Source organism: Rhodoferax saidenbachensis, from assembly GCF_031457975.1.
Lineage (GTDB): Bacteria > Pseudomonadota > Gammaproteobacteria > Burkholderiales > Burkholderiaceae_C > Allorhodoferax > Allorhodoferax saidenbachensis_A.
On sequence record NZ_JAVDXO010000004.1, the window covers coordinates 53077 to 79493 of the forward strand.

Below are 26417 nucleotides of genomic sequence, written 5' to 3' on the forward strand. Positions count from 1 at the left end.
GTTTGGCTCGGCGGCCCGCCCGATGTCTACCGTACACTGGACTTTTGCGTTCTATCCAGCATGTCTTTGGCTTTGCCTCCGGTCGCACTTTCCCCCACACCCTTCATTTCCTGGCCCTTCAAGGGTTTGGCGTTGGTGTTGGCCGCCGTGTTGGGGCTGCACTGGTGGTTGCTAAGCGGGGCACCGCTGCAGACGCTCTGGGGCTTTTCCGACACACCGCAAGAAGTGGCCGTCGTAGCGATGCAGACCCGGGTGCTGCCGCCTGTGACGCCCTCTGTGCAGCCCCGGCCGGCAGAACCAGCGCCCGTGCGCACTGCCGCCAAGCCCACCCACCTGCCAGCGGGCGCCGCACAGGACACTTCCATGCCTTTTTCGCCTCCAGCCCCCGTAGATATTGCGCCAGCAGCTCCTGAATTAATAGCAAAACCTGTCCTTTCCCCACCTGCTGCGGAGGCCCCCACCGTGACCACGGCTGCGGTGTCTCCAGTCCAGGAGAGTCCCCAGCGCTATGCCTTCCCGCCTCCGGTACGGTTGAATTACGACCTGGACGCACTGACAGGTGGCAGGCGTGATACCGGGGGTGCCAAACTCATCTGGACGCACGACGGCACCAGCTACCAAGCCAACCTGATAGCCACCAAGTTTTACGTCAATCTGCGGCAGTGGACCAGCAAAGGCGCGCTGACGGATGCCGGCCTGGCACCGCTGCGATTCGGTGACAAGGGGCGTGGCAGCGAGGTGGCTGCGCATTTCGTGCGCGACGAGGGCAAAGTCATCTTCAGCGCCAACACGCCCGAGGCGCCGCTGCTGCGGGGTGCGCAGGACCACCTCAGCGTGTTCATGCAGTTGGCCAGTCTGTGGGCTGGCGAGCCGCAGCGCTATGCGGCGGGCGACAGCCTGGCCTTCCAGTCCATAGGCCCACGGCAAAGCGAAACCTGGACCTTTGTGGTCTCCGCCGAAGAAAACATCACCGTGCCCGGCGGCACCTTCAGCGCTGTCAAGCTAACGCGCGAGCCCACCGGGGACTACAGCACCAAGGCGGAGCTCTGGCTGGCTCCCAAGCTCGCCTACCTGCCTGCCCACATTCGCCTGACAGAATCGAACGGCAATGTGCTGGACATGGTGTGGACCGACAGCGAACAACCCTGACCTCTTTCTATGCCTGCAACCCAACTCCGCCGCCTCTGCGCCGCCGCCCTGCTCGCCTGCACTTTGGCCGTGCTGCCATCGATGTCTGCCGCACAAAGCGTTAGCGTGCCGCCCGCAGTGCGCCTGAACTATGACTTCGAGGGCGTGATCTCCTCGCCCTACACAGGCAGCGCCGAACTGCTCTGGCAGCGTGAGGGCAACCACTACACCTCGCAACTGGTGGTGCGCAAGTTTGGCCTGAGCCTGCAAACCTGGACCAGCAAGGGCACGCTCACTGCGCAAGGCCTGGAGCCATTGCGCTTTGGCAGCAAGCGCCTGGGCAAAGACGAAATCAGCGCCAACTTCCTGCGGCCCCAAGGCAAGATCACGTTCAGCGCCAACACGCCGGATGCCACCCTGGAGGCCGGGGCGCAAGACCAGCTCAGCGTTTTCATGCAGCTGGCCAGCGTGGTGGCGGGCGAGCCCGGGCAATGGACGGCGGGAAAAACCGTGACCTTCCAGGCCGTGGGCGACCGCTACGCGGAGAACTGGACCTTCAGGGCCGGCGCGCTGGAACCCATCAAGGTGCCCGGCGGCACCTTTCCCGCCATCAAACTGACGCACGAGCCCACGGCAGAGCGCAGCCAGAAACTGGAGTTGTGGTACGTGCCCAGCGTGGGGTATTTGCCACTGCGCATCCGCATTACGGAATCCAACGGCGACTTTCTCGATTTGTTGTGGGCCAGCAGCCAAAAACCCTGAGCTTTGCACCAGCGGGCACTTTTCCTGCTACTCTTGAAACCGTAAAGACGACACCCATTTGGCATGTATCTCTCGTTGGAAAATACTATGCACACCCTGTACGACTCTGAAACCTTCTCTGTCACCCACATGCTGGCCAATGGCGAGCCCGAGGGTTTTGTGGTCGAAAAAACCGAGCGTTACCCCATGGGCGTGCCCACCCTGGCCCGCCACGGCTTTGAGATCGTGGACAAACGATCAGGCAAAGAGGTGTACCTTGATGGATCCTGGGCCGAGCTGTTCCAGCAACACATCCAGGCCTGGCAGGTGAACACGCCCACCCAGGAAGAAGTGGAAGACACGCTGGAAGGCTACGCCGAATTGGCGCAAAACCCGGTCATCGTGCACTAAGCCCCCTCTTTCCGCCGACAAAGGCCGCTCCCCGAGCGGCTTTTTCATGTTGGGGGAACTGCGACAATCCATGCCCATGAGCCAGACCTACATCCTTACCTTTTCCTGCCCCGACCGCCTGGGGCTGGTGCACGCCGTTTCGGGCTTTTTGCTGGAACGCGGCGGCAACATCGAAGAAGCTGCCCAGTACAACGACCCCGATACCGGCCTGTTTTTCATGCGCGTGCAGTTCAGCTGCGGCCAGCTCAGCCACGCCGAGCTGCGCACCCAGCTCGGCAGCTTTGCCGAGCCGTTGCAGCTGCAATGGAGCCTGCACGCCACGGCCCAAGCGATGCGCACCGTCATCATGGTCAGCAAGGAAGGCCATTGCCTGAACGACCTGCTGTTTCGCTGGAAGAGCGGCCTGCTGGCGCTGGACATCCGCGCCATCGTCTCCAACCACCGCGAGTTCTACCAACTGGCGGCCAGCTACAACGTGCCGTTTCACCACATTCCGGTGACAGCAGCCACCAAGGCCCAGGCCGAAGCCAAGGCGTTTGAAGTGATTGAGTCCGAAGGCGCCGAGCTGGTGGTGCTGGCGCGCTACATGCAGATCCTGAGTGACGACCTGTGCCGCAAGCTCTCGGGTCGCGCCATCAACATCCACCACAGCTTTTTGCCCAGCTTCAAAGGCGCCAAGCCTTACTACCAGGCGCATGACCGCGGTGTGAAGCTGATTGGCGCCACCGCCCACTACGTGACGGCCGACCTGGACGAAGGCCCGATCATCGAGCAGGACGTGGCCCGCGTGGACCACAGCAAAACGGTGGAAGACCTGACCACCCAGGGCCGTGACACCGAGAGCCAGGTGCTGGCCCGCGCAGTCAAGTGGCACAGCGAGCACCGGGTGCGGCTGAACGGCCACAAGACCGTGATCTTCAAGTAGATCGTTAGCGCAGCAGCGGCAGGGCAACCTCGCCCTGCAGCGCAAAGCGGCCAACCAACTGGTCCAGCGACTGGGCCTGCTCGTCCAGCGACTGGGCCGCAGCGGCGGCCTGCTCCACCAACGCGGCGTTTTGTTGCGTGCTGTCGTCCAACTGGGCGACGGCACGGTTGATCTCTTCGATGCCCGAGCTCTGCTGCACCGATGCCCCGGAAATCTCTTCCATTACCGTGCTCACCTGGGCCACGGTCTGCGCCATTTCGCGGATCGTTTGGCCAGCGCGCTGTGCCAATTCGGCGCCGTCCTTCACCTGGCTGGACGAGGCTTCGATCAGTGCATTGATCTCGCGCGCGGCCTTGGCACTGCGCTCGGCCAGCGAACGCACCTCGGCAGCCACCACGGCAAAGCCGCGGCCCTGCTCGCCCGCATGCGCGGCTTCCACCGCGGCGTTGAGCGCCAGGATATTGGTCTGGAAGGCAATGCCCTCAATCACGCTGATGTTGCCGTGGATGGCCTGCGTGCTCTTGCTGATTTGCTCCATGGTGGAGACCACGCTGGCCACCACATCGCCGCCCTGCTGGGCCGAGCGCGTGGCCACGCCCGAGAGCTGGGCGGCGTGGGTGGCGCTGTCGGCATGGCGCTTGGCAATGGCCGCCATCTGCTCCACGTTGGTGGTGGTTTTTTCCAGCGAAGCGGATTGTTGTTCGGTGCGCTGCGACAGATCCAGATTGCCCATGGAAATTTCGCGCGAAGCATTGGCCACCTGCTTGGAGCTGCTGGCAATCTCGCGCATGGTGTCAGCCAGCTTGCCCTGCATGTCGCGCAGGGAGTACAGCAAGCTCTCGGTGTCCTTGGGGTCCACTGCAATGTGCATGGACAGGTCGCCCTGGGCGATGCGGCTGGCAATGGACTTGGCATAGGCTGGCTCGCCGCCGAGCTGGCGCACCAGGCGCCGCGTCACCCAGCCGCTAATGGCTAGCGACAGCACAAACAGCAGCACCATGATGCCGACCACCCAGGTCTGGGAGGACTGGTAAATTTGCCCAGCATGGACGATGGTAGCTTCGGCCGATTTGGAGCGCTGCTCCACCAGCAGGTCCACAATCTTTTCGAGCTTGCGGGTGTCATTGAGCAGGCGCGCGTCTTCGGTGGGCACATCGGGGCTCATCTGCATCAGATCCACCGGCTGCTCTTTCACCAGGGCAATGTAGGCACGCTGGCGCTTGGTCCAGCTCGCCATCGCGTCGATCAGCTGCTGGCTGGAGGCGCTGCTTTCCTCGGTGGTGGACAGGCCCTTGATGGTTTCCAGGCGCAAGCCGATCTGGGTCAGGCTGGCTTCAATATCAGTACCCAACGTGTTGCGCTCAGCTGCCGTGGTGGCGGTCAGCAACTGGGTCTGGGCGCGGCTAGCCCGCAAAATCAGGCCACGGGCTTGCTCGGCAGCCTGGCCGGCGGCGTACTCTTGTTCGTAAATGGCCTTGGTGGACGCGTTCAGCCGCCCCATCTGGAACAACGAGAACACGCCAATGACCACAGCCCCGGCGAGCACGCTGGCAAACGCCAACCAAAGGCTGGCCCGAACTGACAAATTTTCCAACATCGCCCTTTTGGGACGTTTGCGCGTGGCCTGCTCCTGATCGTTTGAATCTTCCAGGGCCAACGCGCTGTGTGTGGAAAGGCTATCCATTTATATCCCCCAACATGGGTTTTTAAGGCTTTCAGGATACCGCTTTTCCCTAAGGTCAAGCGGTTTTAACACCCATCTTTTCACCCAACTGCACCGGCTTGGCCGGCGCCCATTCGGGCGAAAAGTCGAGCGCGCCCTGCCCAAATAGCAGGACGACGGTGGAACCTAGCAAGAAGCGTCCCATCTCTTCACCCTGGCGCAACACGACCTTGCCGGCATCGTAATACCACTCGGTGATCTGGGGAAGGCGCGGCGGGTTGACCAGGCCATGCCACACCGTGGCCATGCTGCCCACCACCGTGGCCCCCACCAAGGTGAGGACAAACGGACCATGGTCGGAATCGAATACGCAGACCACCCGTTCGTTGCGCGCAAACAAGCCCGGCACGCCGCGCGCCGTGGTCGGGTTGACGGAGAACAGGTCGCCCGGCACATAGATCATGCGGCGCAGCACGCCGTCACACGGCATGTGGATGCGGTGGTAGTCGCGCGGGCTCAGGTAAATGGTGGCGAACGTGCCGTTGTCGAACTGCGCCGCCAACTGGGCGTCCCCCCCCACCAGCGCCGTGGTGCTGTAGTGGTGGCCCTTGGCCTGGAATATCTGGTTTTTGTCGATCGCGCCAAACTGGCTGATGGCACCGTCTACCGGGCAAATAAAGGAGGCCGACGCGAGAGGGCGCACACCTTCTTTCAGGGCACGGGTGAAGAATTCGTTGAACGTGGCATACGCAGCCGGATCCGGGTTGGCGGCCTCGGCCATATTGACCTGGTACTTGCCAATGAACCAACGAATCAGCGCCGTCGTGGCTTTGCCACCCCGGGCACCAGCTACCAAGCCGCCAAAGGCGGTCAGGGCTTTTTTAGGGAGCAGGTACTGTGGCAGTACGGCAAGGGTGTCAGACACAGGGGAACTCCCGAGGGAAAAAGATGGCCATTCTACTGAGACACCCTGGGCGGAAATAGGCTTTGTTCTCCGGGAAACTCCTTAGGGGCGCGCCCAAGTCACCCCCCCAAAACTGGCCCCAATTGCCCCACTACGCGGGGGTTAGCAGGCGAGCGTCAGCAGGTCACGGGAAGCGATGCGGGACTGTACGCGCAAGTGGCGTTTGTTGGCTCGGCGGGCAGCTAGTTCAGCGGCGGTATTAGTTTTGCTGATGGCCCGGCGGTCGGTGCAAGAGGTCGGCAGAGTTGGCGTACGGGGAATGCGCAGCCAACTCCTACCTATGGTTAGGCGGCGTTGAGCAGGCCCATTCGTGAGGGTGGCAGCACCTCGGCTCGGTTGGCTGCGCCAAACTGGATGTCGCCCATCAACTGGCCACCCTCTTGGATCACCACCTTGCCGTAGCGGATCTTGCCGCTCACCCGTCCGGTGGAGTAAATCACCAGCTTCTCGCGCACCGTTAAATCACCGTTGAATTCACCATGGATCTCGGCATAGTCGATCTCGGCGGAACCCTTGAAGGCACCGATCTCGGTAATCTGCATCACGCGGGAGTCCATCGTCGCCTCCACCGTGCCCTCCACCACCAGGGTGTCGCAGTCAGTGATCTCGACCCCCTTGAGTTTGATATTGGGACCTACTGTCAGCTTGCTGCCGCCTTCCTTGGTGGGGGCGCCCGAAAGCGGCGCAGCTGTAGCGCTGGCGGTGGGTGCTGAGGGCGCGGGCGCCTGTGCAGGGGCAACGGGTGCACTTCCCACGCTGTTGGGAGCGGAGCCAGACAATCCATGGGGCTGGCTAGGGGTTGGACGGGGGTTGGCCGAATCCGTGGGGCGTTTGCCAAAAAAAGGGGGCTGCATCGTCATCAGAATTCTTTCGAGTTGGAGAGAATTCATACTAGCCCCGACCCCTTGTAGAAATCTTTAGTCAATTGCAACATCCTTGACTCAAATGCCCCTAAATGTTGCAAGCGTCACCGCTATTGTTTTGCCTCAAATCGCTGCAGTATCTGTATTGTGACCGGATCTCCCGCTGCTGCAGCTTTGCGCAGCCAGTACAACGACATGCGCATATCCGCGGTAACACCCATGCCCTTCGCATACATGTATCCAAGCGTGGTTTGCGAAGGAGCGTGTCCCGCGTTGGCGACCACCTCCAATAGGGACACTGCCCGTTTGTGATCTAGCGGAACCCCCTCCCCGTCCTTTTACAACAGTGCAAGGTTGTGGTTGGCCAAGACATAGCCCCGGTCAATCGCCAATTGGTAATAGTCTGCTGCCTTCTTCGCATCCTTCTGCGTGCCTTTCCCTTTGTAATAGAACAGCCCGGTGTTGTAGGCAGCAACGGCATGTCCACCTTTCGCTGCTTCCGAGAACCACCTGAGTGCCTCGGTGTAACTTGGAGGCCGTGAGTCATTCAGTATCTGAGCCAGGTTGAACTGAGCATTGGTATGACCTTGGTCAGCAGCCCTTTTGAACCAGAGGGCAGCCTCCTTGTCGCTAGGAGGAACGCTCTGTCCCTCCATATGCATGATGCCCAGATGAAATTGAGCGTCTGCATTATTTGTCTTTGCCGCTTCCTGAAAGAGCCGGTAGGCTTCTGCGAAATCCTGTGGTTTTCCCTTTTTCCATGCGACCAAGCCTCGCGTAATGAGTGCGTCACTACTTGCCGAATCCTGCCTAGCAACCGCAGCTGAGGAGACACATAAAAGGGCGCAAAGACACAAAACAGTGCGAAAGAAAGTCGAGAATTTCATAGAAGGCGAATTTTCCCTGTCCACTCCCGAGCTGGATATCCCCCATCCGGGTGAATTGGGGCCATTGGTGGCAGAGATAACAACCACAGAACTCACTAGTGGCATCATCCCCACCCATGAGCGCCTCCCGCATCCCACCCATCCAGTGCCTTCTGACTTTTGAGGCACTGGCGCGGCTGCGGTCGGTCACGTTGGCGGCGGAGGAGTTGTTTGTGACGCCCAGCGCGGTCAGCCACCGGGTACGGCAGCTGGAGCAGATCATTGGTACCAAGCTGTTTGGCCGGGCCGATTTTTCGCTGACCACCGAGGGCAGCGAGTACCTGGCCCATGTGCGCGAGGGCCTGGCCATCCTGCAGAAGTTTCCCAGTGCATCGGCTGCGCCAGGCAAGCGCAAGCTGCGCTTGGCAGTTACGCCCACGTTTTCGCGCTCCATCCTCATTCCGCGGCTGCGCCAGTTCACCGATGCCTACCCCGAGATCGACCTGACGCTGCAAGTGTCCATCCCACTCTTGGACGTGGTGGCCGAAGACGCCGACCTGATGGTGCGCTTTGGTCCGGGCCGCTATGCCGACATGGAGCATGTGTGCCTGATGAAGGACGAGGTAACGCCGCTGGCCTCGCCCGCCTTCGTGCGTGAACATGGACCGTTTGAGACGCCGCAGGACCTAGTCAACATCCCTTTTTTGCGCAGCCCGCTGGAGCCCTGGCGCACCTGGTTTGCAGCCAACGGCCTGGACTGGCCGGAACCGGCGGACGGCTCGCAGTTCAACGACATTGGCCTGATGTGTGACGCCGCGGCCGCCGGCATGGGTGTGGGCCTGGTACGACTCAAACTCGGCGCGCCGTGGCTGGAGAACGGTTCATTAGTGCGGCTGTACGACAACAACGTGCCCAGCCCCCACGCCCACTACCTGTGCTGGCGCACCGGCGCCATGGACCGCTGGGAAGTGGCCGCCTTTGCCGACTGGTTGAAAAAAGCGGTGGGCTAGGCGCCAGTTTCTTCACGCCACGGCGCCCGGCTTTCGCCTAGAGTGCAGACTACGCCGCCCGAAAGCCCCGCCATGAACGCCTCTGCCTCCGCCAGCACCACCAATTTGCTATCAAAAACAGAGCTGCTTGCGCATATTCTGCGAGGGCTAGAGCCCTATTTACCCAAGCATGCGCTGCTGTACCAAACGGAAGACACCACGCCCTACGAGTGCGACGGCCTGACCGCCTACCGCCAGCGTCCGCTCTTGGTGGCGCTGCCCGAGACCGAGGCGCAGGTGGCGGCCGTGCTCAAGGTTTGCCATGGCCTGAACGTGCCGGTGGTGGCGCGCGGCGCGGGCACCGGCCTGTCGGGCGGGGCCATGCCGCATGCGTTGGGCGTAACACTGTCACTGGCCAAGTTCAACAAAATCCTGAAGCTGGACAAGCGCAGCCGTACGGCGGTAGTCCAGTGTGGCGTGCGCAACCTGGCGATCAGCGAGGCGGCGGCTCCGCTGGGCCTGTATTACGCGCCCGACCCCAGCAGCCAAATTGCCTGCACCATAGGCGGCAACGTGGCCGAGAACTCGGGCGGCGTGCACTGCCTGAAGTACGGTCTGACGCTGCACAACGTGCTCAAGGTGCGCGGCTTCACCATGGAGGGTGAGCCCATTGAGTTTGGTGGTGATGCGCTGGATGCACCGGGCTACGACCTGCTCAGCGTGGTGGTAGGCAGCGAGGGCATGCTGGCCGTGACCACCGAGGTGACGGTGAAGCTGGTGCCCAAGCCACAACTGGCGCGCTGCATCATGGCCAGCTTTGACGACCTGCGCAAAGCGGGTGATGCGGTGGCTGCGGTGATTGCGGCGGGCATCATCCCGGCCGGGCTGGAAATGATGGACAAGCCCATGACCGCCGCGGTGGAAGACTTTGTGCATGCGGGCTACGACCTCAGTGCCGAGGCCATTTTGCTGTGCGAGAGCGATGGCACACCGGAAGAAGTGGAAGAAGAAATTGGCCGTATGGCCCGCGTATTGTCTGACGCTGGCGCTACAAAAATTGCAGTGAGTAACAGCGAGACCGAACGCCTGCGCTTCTGGAGCGGGCGCAAAAACGCCTTCCCCGCCAGTGGCCGCATTAGCCCCGACTACATGTGCATGGACAGCACCATCCCGCGCGCACGCCTGGCCGATATCCTGCTGGCGATTGCGGAGATGGAGAAGAAATACCAGCTGCGCTGCGCCAATGTGTTCCACGCGGGCGACGGCAACCTGCACCCGTTGATCCTCTTCGACGCCAACGACGCCGACCAGTTGCGCCGCTGCGAGCTGTTTGGCGCTGAGATTCTGGAAACCAGCGTGGCCATGGGCGGCACGGTGACCGGTGAGCACGGCGTCGGCGTGGAGAAGCTCAACAGCATGTGCGTGCAGTTCAGTGCGGAGGAGAACGCGCAGATGTTCGCGCTCAAAGCCGCGTTTGACCCCAAGGGTCTGCTCAACCCCGGCAAGGTGATCCCCACGTTGCAGCGCTGCGCCGAATACGGCCGCGAGCTGGTGCGCGGCGGCCAGGTCAAACACCCGGACCTGCCGCGGTTTTAACGGGCGGCGAAGGCCTAAAACCGGGAGCTAATCTGGAAGTTGACGTTGCCTGACTCGCCCATAAAAGCGCGGTACTCGAAGCGCAGGCCAGACGTGACGGTCTGCCCAAAGCTCACTTGCGCCACCATGCTTTTTGCACCGGGGTCATACGCCAGTGCAAATGGGCTGCCCGAGAACGAGGTGATGGTCAAACCCACTTTTTTGCGCGTGCCGTCGTAGCGCGTGTCTAAAGCCACCAGATAGTCCTTGAGCGAGGCTTCCAGTTTTTTGCGCTCCCCGTCGGCCTCGATCAGCATCGTGCGGTCTTTGCTGCCCATCGCCGCGGGTGGCACCAAGCTGTAGCTCACCGGCTGCAGCACCTCTTGCCCATGGACCAATCCACCCACAAGGGTGAAGGCGGTGAGGGCGAGGGCTACAGATTTCAAGGCGGACTCCTTGGAACGGGAATCCACTATCGCACGCAGGCCGTAGCTTGAAAAGATGAAAAACACAGGTTTCCTGTAACCATTTGCGCGATCTGTGTGCGCTACACCACAGACTTACCCCAATTCCCGGGTGTCTCAAACCCGCCCCAGAATGGCTTGGCCTCATGCCGAGGCACAACATCCATTCGTTCAGGGAGTATTCGGTATGTTCAAACCCGTTTTGGCAACTATGTTTGTGACTTTTCAGAATATCTCTGAGGTCACCTGCGTAATGTTGGATAGCAAAGCGATCGCATCGTTGGCAATCTACTAGGACTTTGAAAGGACCCCTTCAAAGCCTCTAGTGAAACCATTTGCAACCCGCTGAATGACATAGTTCTTGACGAGCGACTGTGCGCTCACGTTCGGATTGCGTCAGGTTTTTTATTACGGATATATCAGGCAACCGTCGCCCGCGCCAGCATCCGACTCACCGCACGCGGGTCCATGCCATACATATCGGCAAACACTTCCACCGTTTTCCCACTCGCCTTGAACGCCTTTGCCAGCGCTTCGGTCTTGGCGGCTTGGGCATTGGCTTCTGCCATGGCCTCGTCGAGCACCGCGTTGGCGGCATCGTCACGGCTGCGGACCAGTTCGCTGTAGGCCTGAGGTGTCAGGCCCGAGGCCTCAAATGCCACCACGATGCGCTGCAGGAGCTTGGGGCGCAGGTCTTCCTTGCTGCGGGTCTGGCGGCGGCGAAAGACTTCCAGCAGGGCGTGGTGCACATGCTCGGGCGCCATCGCTTCGACGGGTTTGCCTTGCAGGTCGTACCGGTCAGCGCCAGAGGCCACGGCCGTCAGGTAGCGGGTGGAGCGTGCGTGGTGGGACAGCGCCGCCTTGAGGCTATCCTTTTCAAAAACATCAGGGTGTGCTTCCAGCAAGTCCTGAAAAACGCCGCGCTTCATAGGCAGAAAGGTGGCGCCAAACATATGGGGGTACAGCGCCGCCATTTGTTCCAGCACCGGGAGAACATCAGGTTTGGCCGTGCGCTTGGGAGCCACCACTGGGGCGTCAGCGGCAAGCGTTTCGGGTGCGGTTGGCAAGGTAGCTGTCATGCAAATATTTCAAAGAGGCTGGGAAAAGCCCTCGATCATGCCAGTACAAAGCCCCGCACCGGGTCCGCAGCACCGCGCTGCAGCCAATTGGTCGCTGCGTACTGCGTGCTGGCGTCCGTCGCATGCAAGGTGTACGCATGCCGCGACACCGCCGAGCGATTGGGCGCACTGTAGTGCGGCAGCAGCCCATGGAAGACCACCAAGGCGCCTGCCTTCACCTCCAGCGGAATCGCATTCACATTGCTGGCGGGCCAGGGCGTGGCGTCCAGCTTGTTCATGGTGATGGTGTCGCCATGGCGCTCAAAGCGCTCGCGCAGCACGCCGCGCGGGCCGCGGTGGCCACCGGGTTCGGTCCACAGGCAGCCGTTGTCCAGCGTAGCGTCTTCCAGCGCGAACCAAAAGGTGGTCACGCTGATGGGCGTGGTGTCAAAAAACGTGGCGTCCTGGTGCCAGCCCACCTCGCCGCCAATGCCGGGCTGCTTGAAGATGTACATGGATTGCCAGACCTGTGGCTGGGCCAGCCCCACATCGGCGGCCACCTCGGCCAGCGCCGCGCCGTGGCTGAAGGCCTCGAACACCGGGTCTTTGTCGTGCAGGGCGTGGCCGATTTTGTTGATGGACAAGGCCTTGGCCTGGCGCAATTCGCCATCGGGCCCGAACGCCTCTTCCTCAAAAAAACAGCTGATGCGGTTGGCCGAATCGAGGAAGTGGCGGTCCACCTGACGCACCTGGTCGTTGGTGGTGAAGATGGTCTTGCTCTCGTTGGGGTCAAAGGCCTCCACGATGGCTTCAGCCCGGGCGCGCACGGCGGCGATCTCGGCAACAGATTTGAAGTTCGGCAGGATGAGGAAGCCGTCTTCCTGGTAGCGGGTTTTCTGTTCGGGTGTCAGCATGGGGCTATGCAAAGTTGGGCTGTGGCGATAGCGTTTCAGTATAGACAGGCTGGGCACGGCAGCAGTCAAATCGGATACGCTTACCCGCAGGAGAACCCGACCCGTGAACCTTGCCCCCCTGATCCAACTCACCCGTGGCGGCACGCCCGAATGCCTGCACTTCGGCGCCGTCGCCGTCGTCAACCGCAGCGGCCAACTCAAGGCCTTTGCGGGCGACCCGCACCTCGTCACCTTCACCCGCTCCACGCTGAAGGCGCTGCAGGCCCTGCCCTTTGTGGAGGCTGGTGGCCCTGCGCAGTTTGGCTTTACGCAGGCCGAAAACGCCCTGCTGTGCGCCAGCCACAATGGTGAGGCCATGCACGTGGATGGCGCGAACAGCATGCTCGCCAAGGCCGGCCACACCTACAAAACCCTGCGCTGCGGCTGCCATGTGCCGCTGCTGTTCAGCTACTTTGACAAGGGCGCCCCCGAAGGCGCCACCTACACCGAAGCGCACAACAACTGCAGCGGCAAGCACGCGGGCTTTGTGGCCTATTGCGTGCAGCACGGCCTGCCGCTGGACGACTACACCGCCCACGACCACCCGCTGCAACAAGCCATTGCCCGCGATGTGGCGCGCGCCGTGGGCATGGACGTGCAGAACATGCCACGCGGCATTGACGGCTGCTCGGCACCCAACTTCGCCATGCCGCTCTCCAACCTGGCCCGCGGCTACGCGCGCCTAGCCAGCGGCGCGCAGGACGCCGAGTTTGGCGCCAGCTTTGCACTGCTGAGTGAGGCCATGACCGCCCACCCCGAGATGGTGAGCGGCACCGGCCGCAACGACCTGGATTTCATGCGCGTGGGGCGGGGCGATTGGGTCAGCAAGGTGGGCGCGGACGGCGTGCAGGTGGTCGGCAGCAAGAGCCGCGGCGAAGCCTTTGCGCTCAAGATCATCGACGGCAACAAGCCCGCACTGTTTGCCGCCAGCGTCGAAATTTTGGACCAGTTGGGCTGGCTGGACGATGCGCAGCGCACCGCGCTGCAGCCCTGGCGCGCGGCCGAGATTCGCAACGCGCGCGGCCTGCTGGTGGGCGAGCGGCTCCCTGTCTTCAAGCTGGAAACACCATGAACACCAAAATCAGCCTCATCGGCGCGCCCACCGACATTGGCGCAGGCAGCCGCGGCGCCAGCATGGGACCCGAAGCCCTGCGTGTGGCCAACATAGCCAGCGTGCTGCAGGGCCATGGGCTGGAGGTGCTGGATAAGGGCAACCTCAGCGGCCCCAGCAACCCCTGGCTGCCGCCCGTGAACGGCTACCGCCATCTGGCCGAGGTGACCGCGTGGAACCACAGTCTGCACGACGCGGTGTACACCGAACTGCAAGGCGGGCGCCTGCCCATCGTGCTGGGTGGGGACCATTGCCTGGGCATAGGGTCGATCAGCGCAGTGGCGCGCCACTGCCGCGACGTGGGCAAGAAGCTGCGTGTGCTGTGGCTGGACGCGCATGCCGACTTCAACACCAACACGCTCACGCCCAGCGGCAACATCCACGGCATGCCCGTGGCCTGCCTGTGCGGCTTTGGTCCGCAGGAGCTGATCGAGATTGGCGGTCAGGTGCCCGCTATTTCTCCGAAGTGGGTGCGACAGATCGGCATCCGCAGTGTGGACGAGGGCGAGAAGCGCTTTGTGCATGAGCAGGACCTGGAGGTCTTTGACATGCGCTACATCGACGAGATGGGCATGCGCGCAGCCATGGAGCTGGCACTGGCCCTGATCGACAGCAACACGCATCTGCATGTGAGCTTTGACGTGGACTTTCTGGACCCCGACATCGCGCCGGGCGTGGGCACCACAGTGCGCGGCGGCCCCACCTACCGCGAGGCGCAGCTCTGTATGGAAATGATTGCCGACACCGGCCGCATGGGCAGCCTGGATGTGTTTGAGCTGAACCCCGCGCTGGACGAGCGCAACCGCACGGCCGAGGTGGCGGTGGACCTCATCGAATCGCTCTTCGGCAAAAGCACCTTGATGCGCAAATAGGCCTGCGGCCTACAGCGGGATGCTGCGCGTCTCGCCATGCCGCATCAGCCACACCCGGTCCTGCGGCAGTCCACGCTGTGCCAGCGCTGCGGCCAAGTCCTTGGGCGGCTGGTCAAACGCCTCTTGCGTCAGCATGAAGGTCCCCCAATGCACGCCCATGGCCTGCTTGGCGTCCAGGTCCAGCATCAGCTGCACTGCATCTTCAGGGTTCACGTGCATGGGCTTCATGAAATCGCGCGGCAGGTAGGCGCCTATGGGCAGGGCCAGAAAGTCGATCGCGCCTATACGCTGACGTATGGCCTTGAAGTCATTGCTGTAACCGGTGTCGCCAGGAAACAGGAAACGCCACGGCGCCTGTGCGGGCCGCAACCACTCCAAACAGTAGCCACCCCAGCGGGAGGCATTGGTGTCCCACGGCGTGCGCCGGCTCCAGTGCTGGGACGGCGTGAAGTGCACGCGCAGCTGGTGCGGCAGGTCAAAGGTCTGCCACCAGTCCAGCTCGGTCACATTGGCGATGCCGCGCCTGTCAAACCAGGCCTTCAAGCCCAGGGGCACGATGAACTCCGGTGTTTGGCCAGCGGCCAGCAGGCGGCGTATCGTGGCATCGCAGAGGTGGTCATAGTGGTTGTGCGAAATCAGCACCACGTCAATGCGCGGCAGTTGCTCCGGTGTCAGCGGCGCGGGCACCCGGCGGGCGGCCCCCACCTTGCCCATGGGGCCGGCAAAGTCTGCCAGCGTGGGGTCCATCAGCACATTCAAACGCGCCACCTGCAGCAAGACGCTGACATGGCCCAGCCAGGTCACCGCTGGCACCTCCGGCTGCTGCAGCAAGCGGCCATGGTCCACCGCCACCGACCACTCCCGCGCAAAGGCGGCGTATCCGCCCGCAGGCTCGGATTGGGGTTTGAAGTCTCCCCGCAGCGAGCGCCAGACCATTTCGTACCAGGGAAAGTTGCCAATCACCACCGCAGGGTCAGTGTTGCCAAAGCGGGGTGGGGTCGCAGCGGGAGTGTTCATGGGCCGCATGATGCCGCAACCGAGCGCATGCGCCACTTTTGGGCGGTGATTCAGGACGGTGGGCAGGGGTTTTGGGGTACAGTCATTTCACCCCTCGCTCCTTTGTGCCGCCACCCCTTTTTGTGCCAGCCACGCTGTGACCGACGACCCGCCCCCTTCCCCCTCCACCGGTCCCTCGGCCCCGCTGCCTGTGCGCGCCTGGAGTGGCGCGCTCTTTGAAGAAGACGCCGACAACCTGTGGAAGCTGGCGCTGGAAGGCTCAGGCGCTGGCGCCTGGGACTGGAACCTGGTCACCGGCGAGCAGATCCACTCACGCCGCTGGCAGGAAATGCTGGGTTACGAGGTGGGCGAGATTCCCCACACCAACCAGGCCTTTGTGAGCCGCCTGCACCCGGACGACCTGGCCCGGGTGACCCAGACCTTCACCGCCTACCTGGCCGGAAAGGCCGAGGACTACACCGCCGACCTGCGCCTGCGCTGCAAAGACGGCAGTTGGATCTGGGTGCACACGCGCGGCATGGTGGTTAACTACGCCGAGGACGGCAAGCCCCTGCGCATGATTGGCACGCATGTGGACATCACCCAGCGCAAGCTGGCCGAGGCCACGCTGCACGAGAGCGAGGAGCGCTGGAAGCTGGCGCTGGAAAGCGCGGGCGATGGCGTGTGGGACTGGCACATCCAGAGCGGCAAGGAGTTTCTGTCCAAGCGCCTGATCGAGATGTACGGCTTCACCGAAGACGAACTGCGCAGTCATCCCGACGAACTGGACAACCGCACCCACCCCGATGACCTGGCCCAGCTGGCACAGGACCGCCAGGCTCACTTTGACGGCCTGACCCCCACCTACACCAACGAACACCGCGTGCGCTGCAAGGACGGCAGTTGGAAATGGGTGCTCACGCGCGGCATGGTCATTAGCCGCGATGCTGCGGGCCACCCGCTGCGCATGATTGGCACGCACACCGACATCACCGCGCGCAAGAACGCCGAAGCGCTGGTGCGCCAACATGCCTACTTTGACCCACTGACCGGCCTGCCCAACCGGCGCATGCTGCGCGACCGGTTGGAGCAGGAGATCAAGCGCAGTCGGCGCGACAACCTGCAGCTGGCCATTCTCTTTATCGACCTGGACCATTTCAAGGCCGTGAACGACACCTTGGGCCACGACAACGGCGACCTGCTGCTGGCAGAGGCCGCACAGCGCCTGCGCCAGTGCGTGCGCGAGAGCGACACCGTGGCCCGCATGGGTGGCGACGAATTCACCATCCTCATCACCGAGCTGACCCACACGGGGGGCCTGGAACCGCTGCTGGAGAAACTGCTGCAGAGCATGGCGCAGGTCTTCCAGCTGGGCACCGAGCAGATGTTTGTGTCGGCCAGCATCGGCATCACGCTGTACCCGCTGGACGGGACCGAGGTAGAAACCCTTTACAAAAACGCCGACCAGGCCCTCTACGTGGCCAAGGGCGCAGGGCGCAACCGCTACAGTTTTTTCACCCCGGCGCTGCAAGAGGCCGCGCTGACGCGCGCACGCCTGGCCACCGACCTGCGCTTTGCGCTGGGTGCACAGCAGTTCCACCTGCTGTACCAGCCCATCGTGGAACTGGCCACGGGTGCGGTCTACAAGGCGGAGGCTCTGATCCGCTGGCAGCACCCAGAGCGCGGCGTGGTGAGCCCGGCCGCCTTCATTCCCATTGCCGAGACCAGTGGCCTGATTGTGGAGATTGGTGACTGGGTGTTTGCCCAGGCGGCCCGCCAGGTGCAGCAGTGGCGCCAGAGCGTGCACCCGCAGTTCCAGATCAGCATCAACAGCTCACCCGTGCAGTTTCAGCATGCGCGCACGCAGAGCGAAACCTGGGTGCAGCGCCTGCAGACCCAGGGCCTGCCGGGCGAATGCCTGACCGTGGAGATCACGGAGGGCGTGTTGCTGGACAGCAATGCCGGCGTGACCGCCAAGTTGCTGGAATGGCGCGATGCGGGCATCCAGGTGGCGCTGGACGACTTTGGCACGGGTTATTCCTCACTGTCGTATCTGCAGAAGTTCGACATCGACTTCATCAAGATCGACCAGTCCTTTGTGCGCGACCTGCACGCACAGTCCACCAACTTCACGCTGTGCAAGGCCATGGTGGCCATGGCCCATGCGCTGGGCCTGCAGGTGGTGGCGGAGGGCGTGGAAACCGCCGAGCAGCGCGACCTGCTGCTGCAGGCCGGCTGCGACTACGCGCAGGGCTACTGGTTTGCGCGCCCCATGCCGGCCGAGGCACTGGTCGACTGGGTGGCGGCACGGGCCTAGGCCCGTCGCCCCTTCTTTAGTGCATGCTGGCCAGCAGTGCGGCGTTGCCGCCTGCGGCCGTGGTGTTCACAGTCACGGTTTGCTCCGCGCAGAAGCGGTACAGGTAGTGCGGGCCACCGGCCTTGGGGCCGGTGCCGCTCAGGCCTTCGCCGCCAAAGGGCTGCACGCCCACCACGGCGCCAATCATGTTGCGGTTGATGTAAATGTTGCCCACATGGGCTGCGGCGGCCAGCGCCTGCGCGCGGCTGTCGATGCGGGTCTGGATGCCCAGCGTCAGGCCGTAGCCCAGCGCGTTGATCTGGGCGATCACATCTTCAGGGTTGCCATCCCAACGCACCACCTGCAGCACGGGGCCGAAGATTTCAGCCTTCACGTTGGCAATGTGGTCCACCTCAAACGCATGGGGGGCAATCAGATTTGCTATTGGTTTCGTAGCTGCTTGCGCAGATTCTGCGGGGGCTAGAAGCACTTTTGACTCTTTTTTCAGGCGGGCGATATGGCGCTGAATATTGTCAAACGCTTCGTGGTCAATCACCGGGCCCAGATCGGTCGCCAGATCGGCGGTGTTGCCGGCCAGCAGCAGTTCGGCCGCGCCTTGCAGCATCTCGATCACGCCATCGGCAATGGCCGAGTGCACCACCAGCAGGCGCAGCGCAGAGCAGCGCTGGCCGGCGGAGCGGAAGGCGCTTTGCACCACGGCGTCCACCACCTGCTCGGGCAGCGCGCTGCTGTCCACCAGCATGGCGTTGATGCCGCCGGTCTCGGCAATCAGCGGGACGATGGGGCCGTCCTTGGCGGCCAGCGCGCGCTGGATGATCTTGGCCACCTGGGTGGAGCCGGTAAACACCACGCCCGCCACGCCGGGCTGGGCCACCAGGGCTGCGCCCACGGTTTCGCCCGCGCCGTGCAGCAGTTGCAGGGCATCAGCCGGCACACCGGCGGCCACCATCAGGTCCACCGCCGCCCGGGCCACGCCCGGCGTTTGCTCCGCAGGTTTGGCCAACACGGTGTTGCCCGTGGCCAGCGCCGCGGCCACCTGGCCCATGAAGATGGCCAGGGGGAAGTTCCAGGGGCTGATGCAGACCCAGACGCCGCGTGCCGTCAGGCGCAGGGTGTTGGTCTCGCCGGTCACGCCGTACTGGTAGCCCATCTGCGCGTTGGCCACCACGGGACAAGAAATGGGCTGCATGATGCGCTGCGCTTCGTCGGCGTAGTAGCGCAGAAAGTCCACGGCCTCGCGCACCTCGCTCACGGCGTCGCCCCAGGTCTTGAAGGCTTCTTTCACCAGCAGCGCACAGAACTGCGGCATGGCCGCCTGCAACGCATCGGCCGCGCGACGCAGCACCACAGCGCGGTCCTCCACAGGCACCTTGCTCCAAATTTGATAGCTGCTGGCGCACGCAGCATAAGCGCCAGGGATGGTTTTGACATCGGCCTCGGGCACCACGGGCACGGGGGTGGTGTTCAGCGCGGCCAGCAGCGGTTCGCGGTGGGCGGGCACGGTCAGGTCCAGCCCCGTGCTGTTGGCGCGGGCACCGGCGTGGCTGCCAAACAGGTCGGCCGGCAGCGGCAGGCTGGGATGGGGCTCCAGGCGCAGCGGCGAGATCAGCAGCTCCTGCATGCCCACCGACTCGTCGGCCAGTTGATGCACAAAGCTGGAGTTGGCGCCGTTCTCCAGCAGGCGGCGCACCAGGTAGGCCAGCAGGTCGCGGTGGGCGCCCACGGGGGCGTAGATGCGGCAGCTGATCAGCGGATTTTTCAGCACCTCGCGGTAGACACCCTCGCCCATGCCGTGCAGACGCTGCAATTCAAAAGTCGCGCCAGACTTGGCGCCCATTTGCAGAATGGCGGCGATGGTGGCCGCGTTGTGCGTGGCAAACTGGGGAAAGATGGCATCGGGCACGGCCAACAGTGCGCGTGCGCAAGCCAGGTAGGACACATCGGTATGGTGCTTGTGGGTGAACACCGGGTAGTGCGGCAGGCCCAGCTCCTGGGCGCGCTTGATTTCGGCATCCCAGTACGCGCCCTTGACCAGGCGGCACATGAGCTTGACCCGGTGCTTGCGCGCCAGCGCGGTGACGTGCTCAATCAGTTCCAGCGCCCGCGTCTGGTAGGCCTGCATGGCTAGGCCCAGGCCGGTCCACTGCGGGCAGTGGGTGGCCACGCGCACCAGCAGGGCCTCCAGCACCTCCAGCGACAGCTCCAGGCGGTCCACCTCCTCGGCGTCGATGGTGAGGTTGATGTTGGCCGTGGCTGCAGCCTGGCACAGCGTCCACACGCGCGGCACCAGCACCAACAACACCTGCTCGCGGTGCGCGTCTTCGTAGCGGGGGAACAGCGCACTGAGCTTGATGGATATTCCATCATTCTTGGCCAGAGCCCCCGTCTTGTTTGCGCGGGCAGCTATGAATTCAATAGCGTCTGCATAGCTTTGCAGGTAGCGCAGTGCGTCCTTGTCGGTGCGTGCGCCTTCGCCCAGCATGTCGTAGCTGAAGCACACATTGGATTTTTTGCGCGCCGCATCGGCCTCTTTCATCGCCTCCGGCATGGTCTGGCCCAGCACAAACTGGCGGCCCAGCAGCTGCACGGCGCGCAGCGTGGCAGCCACCACCGTCTTGGCACCCAGCTTGCCCATGATGCCGCTGCCCTCGGAGGCGCCGGGCAGGAAGTGTTTGCTCATGGCGATGGCGGTGCTGGAGAGGCGCGCCAGCACCTTGTCGCCGGAGCCGTCAAAGTCCGCACGGCCCAGCTGGTCGGCGGTGAGGGCAATCGCGGTCTCGGCATCGGGCACGCGCAACAGCGCCTCGGCCAGGCGCATGAGGGCCAGGCCCTCGGCACTGGAGATGGGGTATTCCTTGAGCAGGCTCTCCATCGCCCAGAAGGGCGGCGGGTTGTCGCGCACGGCCTGCACCCAGGGTGCGGCCACGCGGGCGGCATCGGCCCAGTCCAGCGCAGCTTCCAGCGACTGCAGGCGCTGGGATACGGTGGCGCCCTCGGGGCGGTAGGGGTTGGGCAGGCGTGAGGCTGAGGGCATGGAAACTCCACAAAATTGATTCAATGCGCTATGGTTACGGTTTTCATCATGAATTAATCTCTATATTTATATGAATTAATAGCCAAACATTCAAAATGCTCTCCATTCCCGACCTGGACCGTATCGACCTCAAAATCCTGGCCTGCCTGCAAGAGGATGGTCGGGTCTCCAATCTCAAGCTGGCCGAGACCGTGGGCCTGTCGCCCACCGCCGTGCTGGCGCGCGTGCAGCGCCTGACCAAGGATGGCTACATCCTGGGTTACGAGGCGCGACTGAACCCGCTTAAGCTGGGCGCGGGGATGATGGTGTTTGTCGAGGTGCTGCTGGACAAGACCACGCCCAACATGTTTGACGCCTTCAAGGCCGCGGTGCAGGTGTACCCCGAGATCATGGAGTGCCACATGGTGGCAGGCGGCTTTGACTACCTGCTCAAGACCCGCATGGCCGACATGACCGCCTACCGCCTGTTTGCCGGCACCGTACTGTGGCAGCTGCCCGGCGTGCGCGAAACGCGCACCTACGCGGTGATGGAAGAGGTGAAGAACTCCACCCATCTGGCGCTGGGCTGAGGCCCGGGCTGCGCCGCTTTTCAAACGCGCACAGCGCGCTCACAATGGACTCCTTCCACCGCCACCGGAGCCCCCATGAAACTCCCAATCTTGGCCTGCGCCACCCTGCTGGCATCGCTGGCCGTCCACGCCCAGAGCATGAAACCCGGCCTATGGGAGATCACCAACCAGATGCAGGGCGCGCCCGGTAGCAAGGCCGATGCAGCCATGGCCCAGATGCAAAAGCAGATGGCAAGCATGACGCCCGAGCAGCGCAAGATGGTGGAAGACATGATGGCCAAAAAAGGCATGCAGATGAGCGCGACACCGGGCGGTGGCATGGCCGTGAAGATATGCCTGACACCCGAGATGGCGGCGCGCAACGAGGTGGCGCCCGCGCAGCAGGGTAGTTGCACCCACACGCCCAGCCCGCGCAGCGGCAACACCCAGAAGTTCGCGTTCACCTGCACCACCCCGCCCAGCCATGGCGAGGGCCAGGTCACCTACACCAGCCCCGAGGCCTACGCCATGAAGATGACCACGACCACCACGGTCAAGGGCAAGGAAGAAACCATGGACATGCAGGCCCAGGGCAAATGGCTGGGCAGCGACTGCGGCAGCGTGAAGCCCTTGCTTGAACAGTCACCGCGGAAGTAGAGTGCGCAACTTATCTCCAATCGTAACAAGAGCCAAGGGTTTACCCTTATTCAGGGGAAAATGACAAGATGATCAATCGCCGCCAATTCTCTTTCGCTGCTGGCGCAGCGAGTCTGGTCGGGTTTCCGGCCGTACACGCCCAGTCCGACAAAATCATCCTTGGCCAGTCGGCCGCCTTTACAGGGCCTGCGGCCCAGCTCGGCATTCAGTTCCATGCGGGCGCCAAGCTTTATTTTGATCAGATCAACGCCACAGGTGGCATTGCTGGGCGCAGCATTGAAATTCGCAAGCTCGACGACGGCTATGAGCCAGCCCGCTGCGAAGAAAACACGCGCAAGCTGCTAGAGGATGACGTTACCGCGTTGTTCGGCTATATAGGCACCCCCACCAGCATCGTGGCATTGCCGTTGGCCACGAAGGCCAAGGTCCCCTTCATTGCGCCGTTCACCGGTGCCATGGCATTGCGCGCGCCCTTCAATCGCTATGCCTTTCACATACGCGCTTCTTACAACGACGAAACAGCCCTGATCGTCAAGCAGCTGCACAACGTGGGACTTACCAAAGTCGCGGTGTTCTACCAAAACGACGCCTACGGAAAAGCTGGCCTGGACGGCATGACGGCCGCCTTGACTAGCTTGAACCTTAAGCCGGTGGCCATCGCGACGGTAGAGCGCAATTCAGTGGATGTCGCCAAAGCGGTAGAGACCATTAACGCAGCCATGCCTGAAGCCGTCGTACAAATCAGTGCCTACAAATCTTGCGCAGCGTACATACGAGCAGCACGCAAGGCAGGCTACGGAGGTGGTTTTTACAACGTGTCCTTTGTAGGCACGCAAGCGCTGGCCGATGAATTGGGCAAGGAAGGGGCTGGCGTCGTGGTATCGCAGGTAGTCCCATCGCCCTATACCGGCAGCAAAGCCATTTCGCGGGAATTTTCAGAGGCAACCCGCAAAACCAACGGCGCAGTGCAAGCCAACTTTTCCAGCATGGAGGGCTACATCGCCGCCAAGGTCATGGCGGAGGGCCTGAGACGCAGCGGCGTCAAAGGGGGCGCAGACGCACTGATTGCCGCGCTGGAAAGCATCAATGGTCAGCCGGTGGGGGGCTTCAATGTGAATTTCTCGCGCACGGAGCATACCGGGTCAAGTTTTGTGGAAATGTCCATGCTCACCGGCGACGGGCGCGTGCGCACCTAAGTCGCGGCTGGGTAGCTGCGGCCGCCAAAGATCGCGGTGCCCACGCGCACCAGCGTGCTGCCGCTGGCCACGGCGGCGTCCAGGTCGGCGCTCATGCCCATGGACAGCGTGTCCAGCGCCAGCCCTGCGGTGTTTAAGGCATTAAACAGGCCTCTAGCCCTCGCAAATACTGCGCTGGCAGCTACGAAATCAGGAGCAGGCTCTGGAATACACATGAGGCCGCGCAGTTGCAACCGCGGCAGCGCGCCCACGGCCTGGGCCAGCGCCAGGGCTTCGTCGGGCACCACACCGGACTTGGTGGGGCCGCCGTCCACATTCACCTGGATGCAGACTTGCAACGGCGGCAGGTGGGCCGGGCGCTGCTCGCTCAGGCGCTGGGCGATCTTGAGACGGTCCACGGTGTGCACCCATTGGAAGTGCTCGGCCACCAAGCGGGTCTTGTTGCTCTGGATCGGGCCTATGCAGTGCCATTCCACGGCCAGGTGTTCCAGCGCGGCCATCTTCTCCACCGCCTCCTGGATGTAGTTCTCGCCAAAGGCACGCTGGCCAGCATCAAACGCGGCCTGCACGGCCTCGGGCCCAAAGGTCTTGGAGACGGCCAGCAGCTGCACTGCGTCCGCCGAGCGGCCCGCCGCGGTGCAGGCCTGGGCGATGCGGCTGCGAACAGCGTGGAGATTGTCGGCAATCATCGTCATAATCTCCCAAGCGTACCAAACCCTTCACAGCCCATCTCAGCGAAAGAGGATTCCGTGGACATTACCCAGCTGCTGGCGTTTAGCGTCAAAAACAAGGCTTCCGACTTGCACCTCTCTGCAGGCCTGCCCCCGATGATCCGTGTGCACGGCGATGTGCGCCGCATCAACGTGGAGCCGCTGGACCACAAGCAGGTCCACGCCATGGTGTACGACATCATGAACGACACCCAGCGCAAGATGTACGAAGAGTTTCTGGAAATTGACTTTTCGTTCGAGATCGACGGCCTGGCGCGCTTTCGCGTCAACGCCTTCAACCACAACCGCGGCGCCGGTGCCGTGTTCCGGACGATTCCAAGCAAGATCCTGTCACTGGAGCAGCTCAACGCGCCCAAGATTTTTGCCGACCTGGCCCTGAAGCCGCGCGGCATGGTGCTGGTGACCGGGCCCACGGGCTCGGGCAAGTCCACCACGCTGGCGGCCATGGTCAACTTTTTGAACGAAACCGAGTTCGGCCACATCCTGACGGTGGAAGACCCCATCGAGTTCGTACACGAGTCCAAAAAATGCCTGGTCAACCAGCGCGAAGTGGGACCGCACACGCTGAGCTTCGCCGCTGCGCTGAAGTCGGCGCTGCGGGAAGATCCGGACGCGATTCTGGTGGGCGAAATGCGCGACCTGGAAACCATCCGCCTGGCCATGACGGCCGCAGAAACCGGCCACTTGGTGTTCGGCACACTGCACACCTCCAGCGCGGCCAAAACGATTGACCGGATCATTGACGTGTTCCCCGCCGAAGAAAAGGAAATGGTGCGCGCCATGTTGTCCGAATCGCTGCAGGCCGTGATTTCGCAAACCCTGTGCAAGACCAAGGACGGCCAGGGCCGTGTGGCGGCGCACGAGATCATGTTGGGCACCAGCGCCATCCGCAACCTGATCCGCGAGGCCAAGGTCGCGCAGATGTACTCCTCCATCCAGACGGGCAACAGCGTGGGCATGCAGACGCTGGACCAGAACCTGACCGATCTGGTGAAGCGCAATGTCATCAGCGCCGCCGAAGCCCGTACGAAGGCAAAAATTCCCGAAAACTTCCCCGGCTAGATATGGCACACCCCCCGGCTTGCCCACTGCGTGTGGCCGCTTTCCCCCTTGCAGGGGGCAACACCAGCAGTCCGGCGAAGCCGGTCCTGCGGTGTTCCTGGAATTTGGGAACCCTGCGTTCCTCGGTAACTATTTAGAAAGTGAGGTGTTCTTATGGAACGCGATCAGGCCACGAAATTTATTAACGACCTGCTCAAGCTGATGGTCAGCCGCAATGGCAGCGACTTGTTCATCACCGGGGACTTTCCGCCCGCCATCAAGGTGGACGGCAAGGTGACCAAGGTGTCGCCCCAGCCGCTGAATGCCGCCCATACGCTGGCGCTGGCGCGTTCCATCATGAACGACAAGCAGGTGGCCGAGTTCGAGCGCACCAAGGAAAGCAACTTCGCCATCTCGCCGGCAAACATCGGCCGCTTCCGCGTGAATGCGTTCATTCAGCAGGGAAAGGTGGGCATGGTGCTGCGGGTGATTCCGCAGGTGCTGCCCACGATTGACGGACTCGGTGTGCCCCAAGTGCTCAAGGAAATTGTGATGGCCAAGCGCGGCCTGACCATCATGGTCGGTGCCACGGGTTCGGGCAAATCGACCACGCTGGCGGCCATGGTGGACTGGCGCAACGACAAGTCGTTTGGCCACATCATCACCATCGAAGACCCGGTGGAGTTTGTCCACATGCACAAGAACTGCGTGGTCACGCAGCGCGAAGTGGGCCTGGACACCGACAGCTGGGAAGCCGCGCTGAAAAACACCCTGCGCCAGGCGCCCGACGTGATTTTGATGGGCGAAATCCGCGACCGCGAAACCATGGAACACGCCGTGGCGTTTGCCGAAACCGGCCACCTGTGTTTGGCCACCCTGCACGCCAACAGCGCCAACCAGGCGCTGGACCGCATCATCAACTTCTTCCCCGAAGAGCGCCGTAGCCAGCTGCTGATGGACTTGTCGCTGAACCTGAAGGCCCTGGTCTCGCAGCGCCTGATCCCCAAGCAGGACGGCAAAGGCCGCGTGGCCGCGGTGGAAGTGCTGATCAACTCGCCGCTGATTTCCGACCTGATCTTCAAGGGCGAGGTGTCCGAGGTCAAAGAGATCATGAAGAAGAGCCGCCAGGCCGGCATGCAAACCTTCGACCAGGCGCTGTTCGATCTGTACGAAGGCAACGCCATCACCTACGAAGACGCGCTGCGCAACGCCGACTCGCTGAACGACCTGCGCCTTCAGATCAAGCTCAACAGCGCACGCGGCAAGTCCACCGACCTGTCCGCCGGGACCGAGAATTTTGCGATTATGTGACCC

At 62.8% G+C, this 26417-nt stretch carries 25 protein-coding genes; 14 read left to right on the top strand and 11 right to left on the bottom strand.

All coding sequences use genetic code 11. The annotated features are described in order from the left end of the window. Positions 1-60: 60 nt before the first annotated feature. The 4 genes from J2X15_RS10160 (at position 61) to purU (ending at position 3205) form a co-directional block, all read left to right on the top strand. A complete protein-coding gene (locus J2X15_RS10160) occupies positions 61-1149 on the top strand; it encodes a DUF3108 domain-containing protein (RefSeq protein WP_310342241.1) in 1089 nt (362 codons plus the stop codon). Positions 1150-1158: 9 nt separating this feature from the next. Continuing rightward, positions 1159-1890: a DUF3108 domain-containing protein gene (locus J2X15_RS10165; RefSeq protein WP_310342242.1), complete on the top strand. Its 732-nt coding sequence runs from the start codon at positions 1159-1161 to the stop codon at positions 1888-1890. A gap of 87 nt (positions 1891-1977) precedes the next feature. Then, the gene (locus J2X15_RS10170; protein ID WP_310342244.1) at positions 1978-2280 is read left to right on the top strand and encodes a BTH_I0359 family protein; all 303 of its coding nucleotides are present in this window, start codon (positions 1978-1980) and stop codon (positions 2278-2280) included. Between the two features lie 76 nt (positions 2281-2356). Further along, on the top strand, positions 2357-3205 hold the full coding sequence (gene purU / locus J2X15_RS10175; RefSeq protein ID WP_310343033.1) for a formyltetrahydrofolate deformylase: 849 nt from the start codon (positions 2357-2359) through the stop codon (positions 3203-3205). A 4-nt stretch (positions 3206-3209) separates the two neighbouring features. On the opposite strand, the gene J2X15_RS10180 is transcribed toward purU, so the two are convergent. The 5 genes from J2X15_RS10180 to J2X15_RS10195 form a co-directional block, all read right to left on the bottom strand. Then, entirely contained in the window at positions 3210-4889 is a 1680-nt protein-coding gene (locus J2X15_RS10180) for a methyl-accepting chemotaxis protein (protein ID WP_310342245.1), read from the bottom strand. 55 nt (positions 4890-4944) lie between these two features. Further along, complete coding sequence (asd, locus tag J2X15_RS10185; protein ID WP_310342249.1) at positions 4945-5793, bottom strand: archaetidylserine decarboxylase; 849 nt, start codon at positions 5791-5793, stop codon at positions 4945-4947. Between the two features lie 323 nt (positions 5794-6116). Next, on the bottom strand, positions 6117-6692 hold the full coding sequence (locus J2X15_RS10190; RefSeq protein WP_310342251.1) for a bactofilin family protein: 576 nt from the start codon (positions 6690-6692) through the stop codon (positions 6117-6119). A gap of 113 nt (positions 6693-6805) precedes the next feature. Further along, positions 6806-6994, bottom strand: coding sequence for an SEL1-like repeat protein (locus tag J2X15_RS21245; RefSeq protein ID WP_409034269.1), 189 nt, complete (start codon positions 6992-6994; stop codon positions 6806-6808). 39 nt (positions 6995-7033) lie between these two features. Further along, entirely contained in the window at positions 7034-7582 is a 549-nt protein-coding gene (locus tag J2X15_RS10195; RefSeq protein ID WP_310342252.1) for a tetratricopeptide repeat protein, read from the bottom strand. 116 nt (positions 7583-7698) lie between these two features. Here J2X15_RS10195 and J2X15_RS10200 point away from each other — a divergent pair, with 116 nt between their 5' ends. Together J2X15_RS10200 and J2X15_RS10205 are read left to right on the top strand one after the other, a co-directional pair. Next, on the top strand, positions 7699-8571 hold the full coding sequence (locus tag J2X15_RS10200; RefSeq protein WP_310342253.1) for a LysR substrate-binding domain-containing protein: 873 nt from the start codon (positions 7699-7701) through the stop codon (positions 8569-8571). Positions 8572-8643: 72 nt separating this feature from the next. After that, positions 8644-10146 (top strand): FAD-linked oxidase C-terminal domain-containing protein, encoded by a 1503-nt coding sequence (locus J2X15_RS10205; RefSeq protein WP_310342255.1) that lies wholly within the window; start codon positions 8644-8646, stop codon positions 10144-10146. Between the two features lie 14 nt (positions 10147-10160). On the opposite strand, the gene J2X15_RS10210 is transcribed toward J2X15_RS10205, so the two are convergent. The 3 genes from J2X15_RS10210 to J2X15_RS10220 all read right to left on the bottom strand — a co-directional run bounded on the left by J2X15_RS10210 (position 10161) and on the right by J2X15_RS10220 (position 12561). Beyond that, complete coding sequence (locus J2X15_RS10210; RefSeq protein ID WP_310342257.1) at positions 10161-10571, bottom strand: hypothetical protein; 411 nt, start codon at positions 10569-10571, stop codon at positions 10161-10163. 437 nt (positions 10572-11008) lie between these two features. Continuing rightward, complete coding sequence (locus J2X15_RS10215; RefSeq protein ID WP_409034270.1) at positions 11009-11668, bottom strand: ProQ/FINO family protein; 660 nt, start codon at positions 11666-11668, stop codon at positions 11009-11011. A 35-nt stretch (positions 11669-11703) separates the two neighbouring features. After that, positions 11704-12561: a phytanoyl-CoA dioxygenase family protein gene (locus J2X15_RS10220; RefSeq protein WP_310342259.1), complete on the bottom strand. Its 858-nt coding sequence runs from the start codon at positions 12559-12561 to the stop codon at positions 11704-11706. Between the two features lie 103 nt (positions 12562-12664). Between J2X15_RS10220 and J2X15_RS10225 the strand changes: the two genes are divergently transcribed. Further along, on the top strand, positions 12665-13672 hold the full coding sequence (locus tag J2X15_RS10225) for an asparaginase (protein WP_310342262.1): 1008 nt from the start codon (positions 12665-12667) through the stop codon (positions 13670-13672). Then, positions 13669-14583: an arginase gene (rocF, locus tag J2X15_RS10230; RefSeq protein WP_310342265.1), complete on the top strand. Its 915-nt coding sequence runs from the start codon at positions 13669-13671 to the stop codon at positions 14581-14583. The genes J2X15_RS10225 and rocF overlap by 4 nt, the downstream gene beginning before the upstream one ends. Positions 14584-14592: 9 nt before the next feature. Here the strand turns inward: rocF and J2X15_RS10235 are convergent, their stop codons facing one another. Then, entirely contained in the window at positions 14593-15600 is a 1008-nt protein-coding gene (locus J2X15_RS10235; RefSeq protein WP_310342268.1) for an MBL fold metallo-hydrolase, read from the bottom strand. Positions 15601-15736: 136 nt separating this feature from the next. Between J2X15_RS10235 and J2X15_RS10240 the strand changes: the two genes are divergently transcribed. Beyond that, positions 15737-17896 carry a putative bifunctional diguanylate cyclase/phosphodiesterase gene (locus J2X15_RS10240; RefSeq protein WP_310342272.1) on the top strand — a complete coding sequence of 720 codons (2160 nt, stop codon included), beginning with the start codon at positions 15737-15739 and terminating at the stop codon, positions 17894-17896. A 16-nt stretch (positions 17897-17912) separates the two neighbouring features. On the opposite strand, the gene J2X15_RS10245 is transcribed toward J2X15_RS10240, so the two are convergent. Further along, positions 17913-20930 (bottom strand): L-glutamate gamma-semialdehyde dehydrogenase, encoded by a 3018-nt coding sequence (locus J2X15_RS10245; protein ID WP_310342273.1) that lies wholly within the window; start codon positions 20928-20930, stop codon positions 17913-17915. Positions 20931-21025: 95 nt separating this feature from the next. Here J2X15_RS10245 and J2X15_RS10250 point away from each other — a divergent pair, with 95 nt between their 5' ends. From J2X15_RS10250 to J2X15_RS10260, 3 genes are all read left to right on the top strand, one after another. Then, complete coding sequence (locus J2X15_RS10250; RefSeq protein WP_310342275.1) at positions 21026-21499, top strand: Lrp/AsnC ligand binding domain-containing protein; 474 nt, start codon at positions 21026-21028, stop codon at positions 21497-21499. Positions 21500-21574: 75 nt separating this feature from the next. Then, positions 21575-22135 (top strand): DUF3617 domain-containing protein, encoded by a 561-nt coding sequence (locus tag J2X15_RS10255; protein ID WP_310342278.1) that lies wholly within the window; start codon positions 21575-21577, stop codon positions 22133-22135. A 68-nt stretch (positions 22136-22203) separates the two neighbouring features. Continuing rightward, positions 22204-23331, top strand: a complete 1128-nt coding sequence (locus J2X15_RS10260; protein ID WP_310342279.1) for an ABC transporter substrate-binding protein — start codon at positions 22204-22206, stop codon at positions 23329-23331. On the opposite strand, the gene J2X15_RS10265 is transcribed toward J2X15_RS10260, so the two are convergent. Beyond that, a complete protein-coding gene (locus J2X15_RS10265; protein WP_310342281.1) occupies positions 23328-24026 on the bottom strand; it encodes a YggS family pyridoxal phosphate-dependent enzyme in 699 nt (232 codons plus the stop codon). The two genes, J2X15_RS10260 and J2X15_RS10265, sit on opposite strands and share 4 nt — an antisense overlap. 54 nt (positions 24027-24080) lie before the next feature. Here J2X15_RS10265 and J2X15_RS10270 point away from each other — a divergent pair, with 54 nt between their 5' ends. Next, positions 24081-25124 (top strand): type IV pilus twitching motility protein PilT, encoded by a 1044-nt coding sequence (locus J2X15_RS10270; RefSeq protein WP_310342283.1) that lies wholly within the window; start codon positions 24081-24083, stop codon positions 25122-25124. A 153-nt stretch (positions 25125-25277) separates the two neighbouring features. Next, positions 25278-26414, top strand: coding sequence for a PilT/PilU family type 4a pilus ATPase (locus tag J2X15_RS10275; RefSeq protein WP_310342285.1), 1137 nt, complete (start codon positions 25278-25280; stop codon positions 26412-26414). Positions 26415-26417 lie beyond the last annotated feature (3 nt).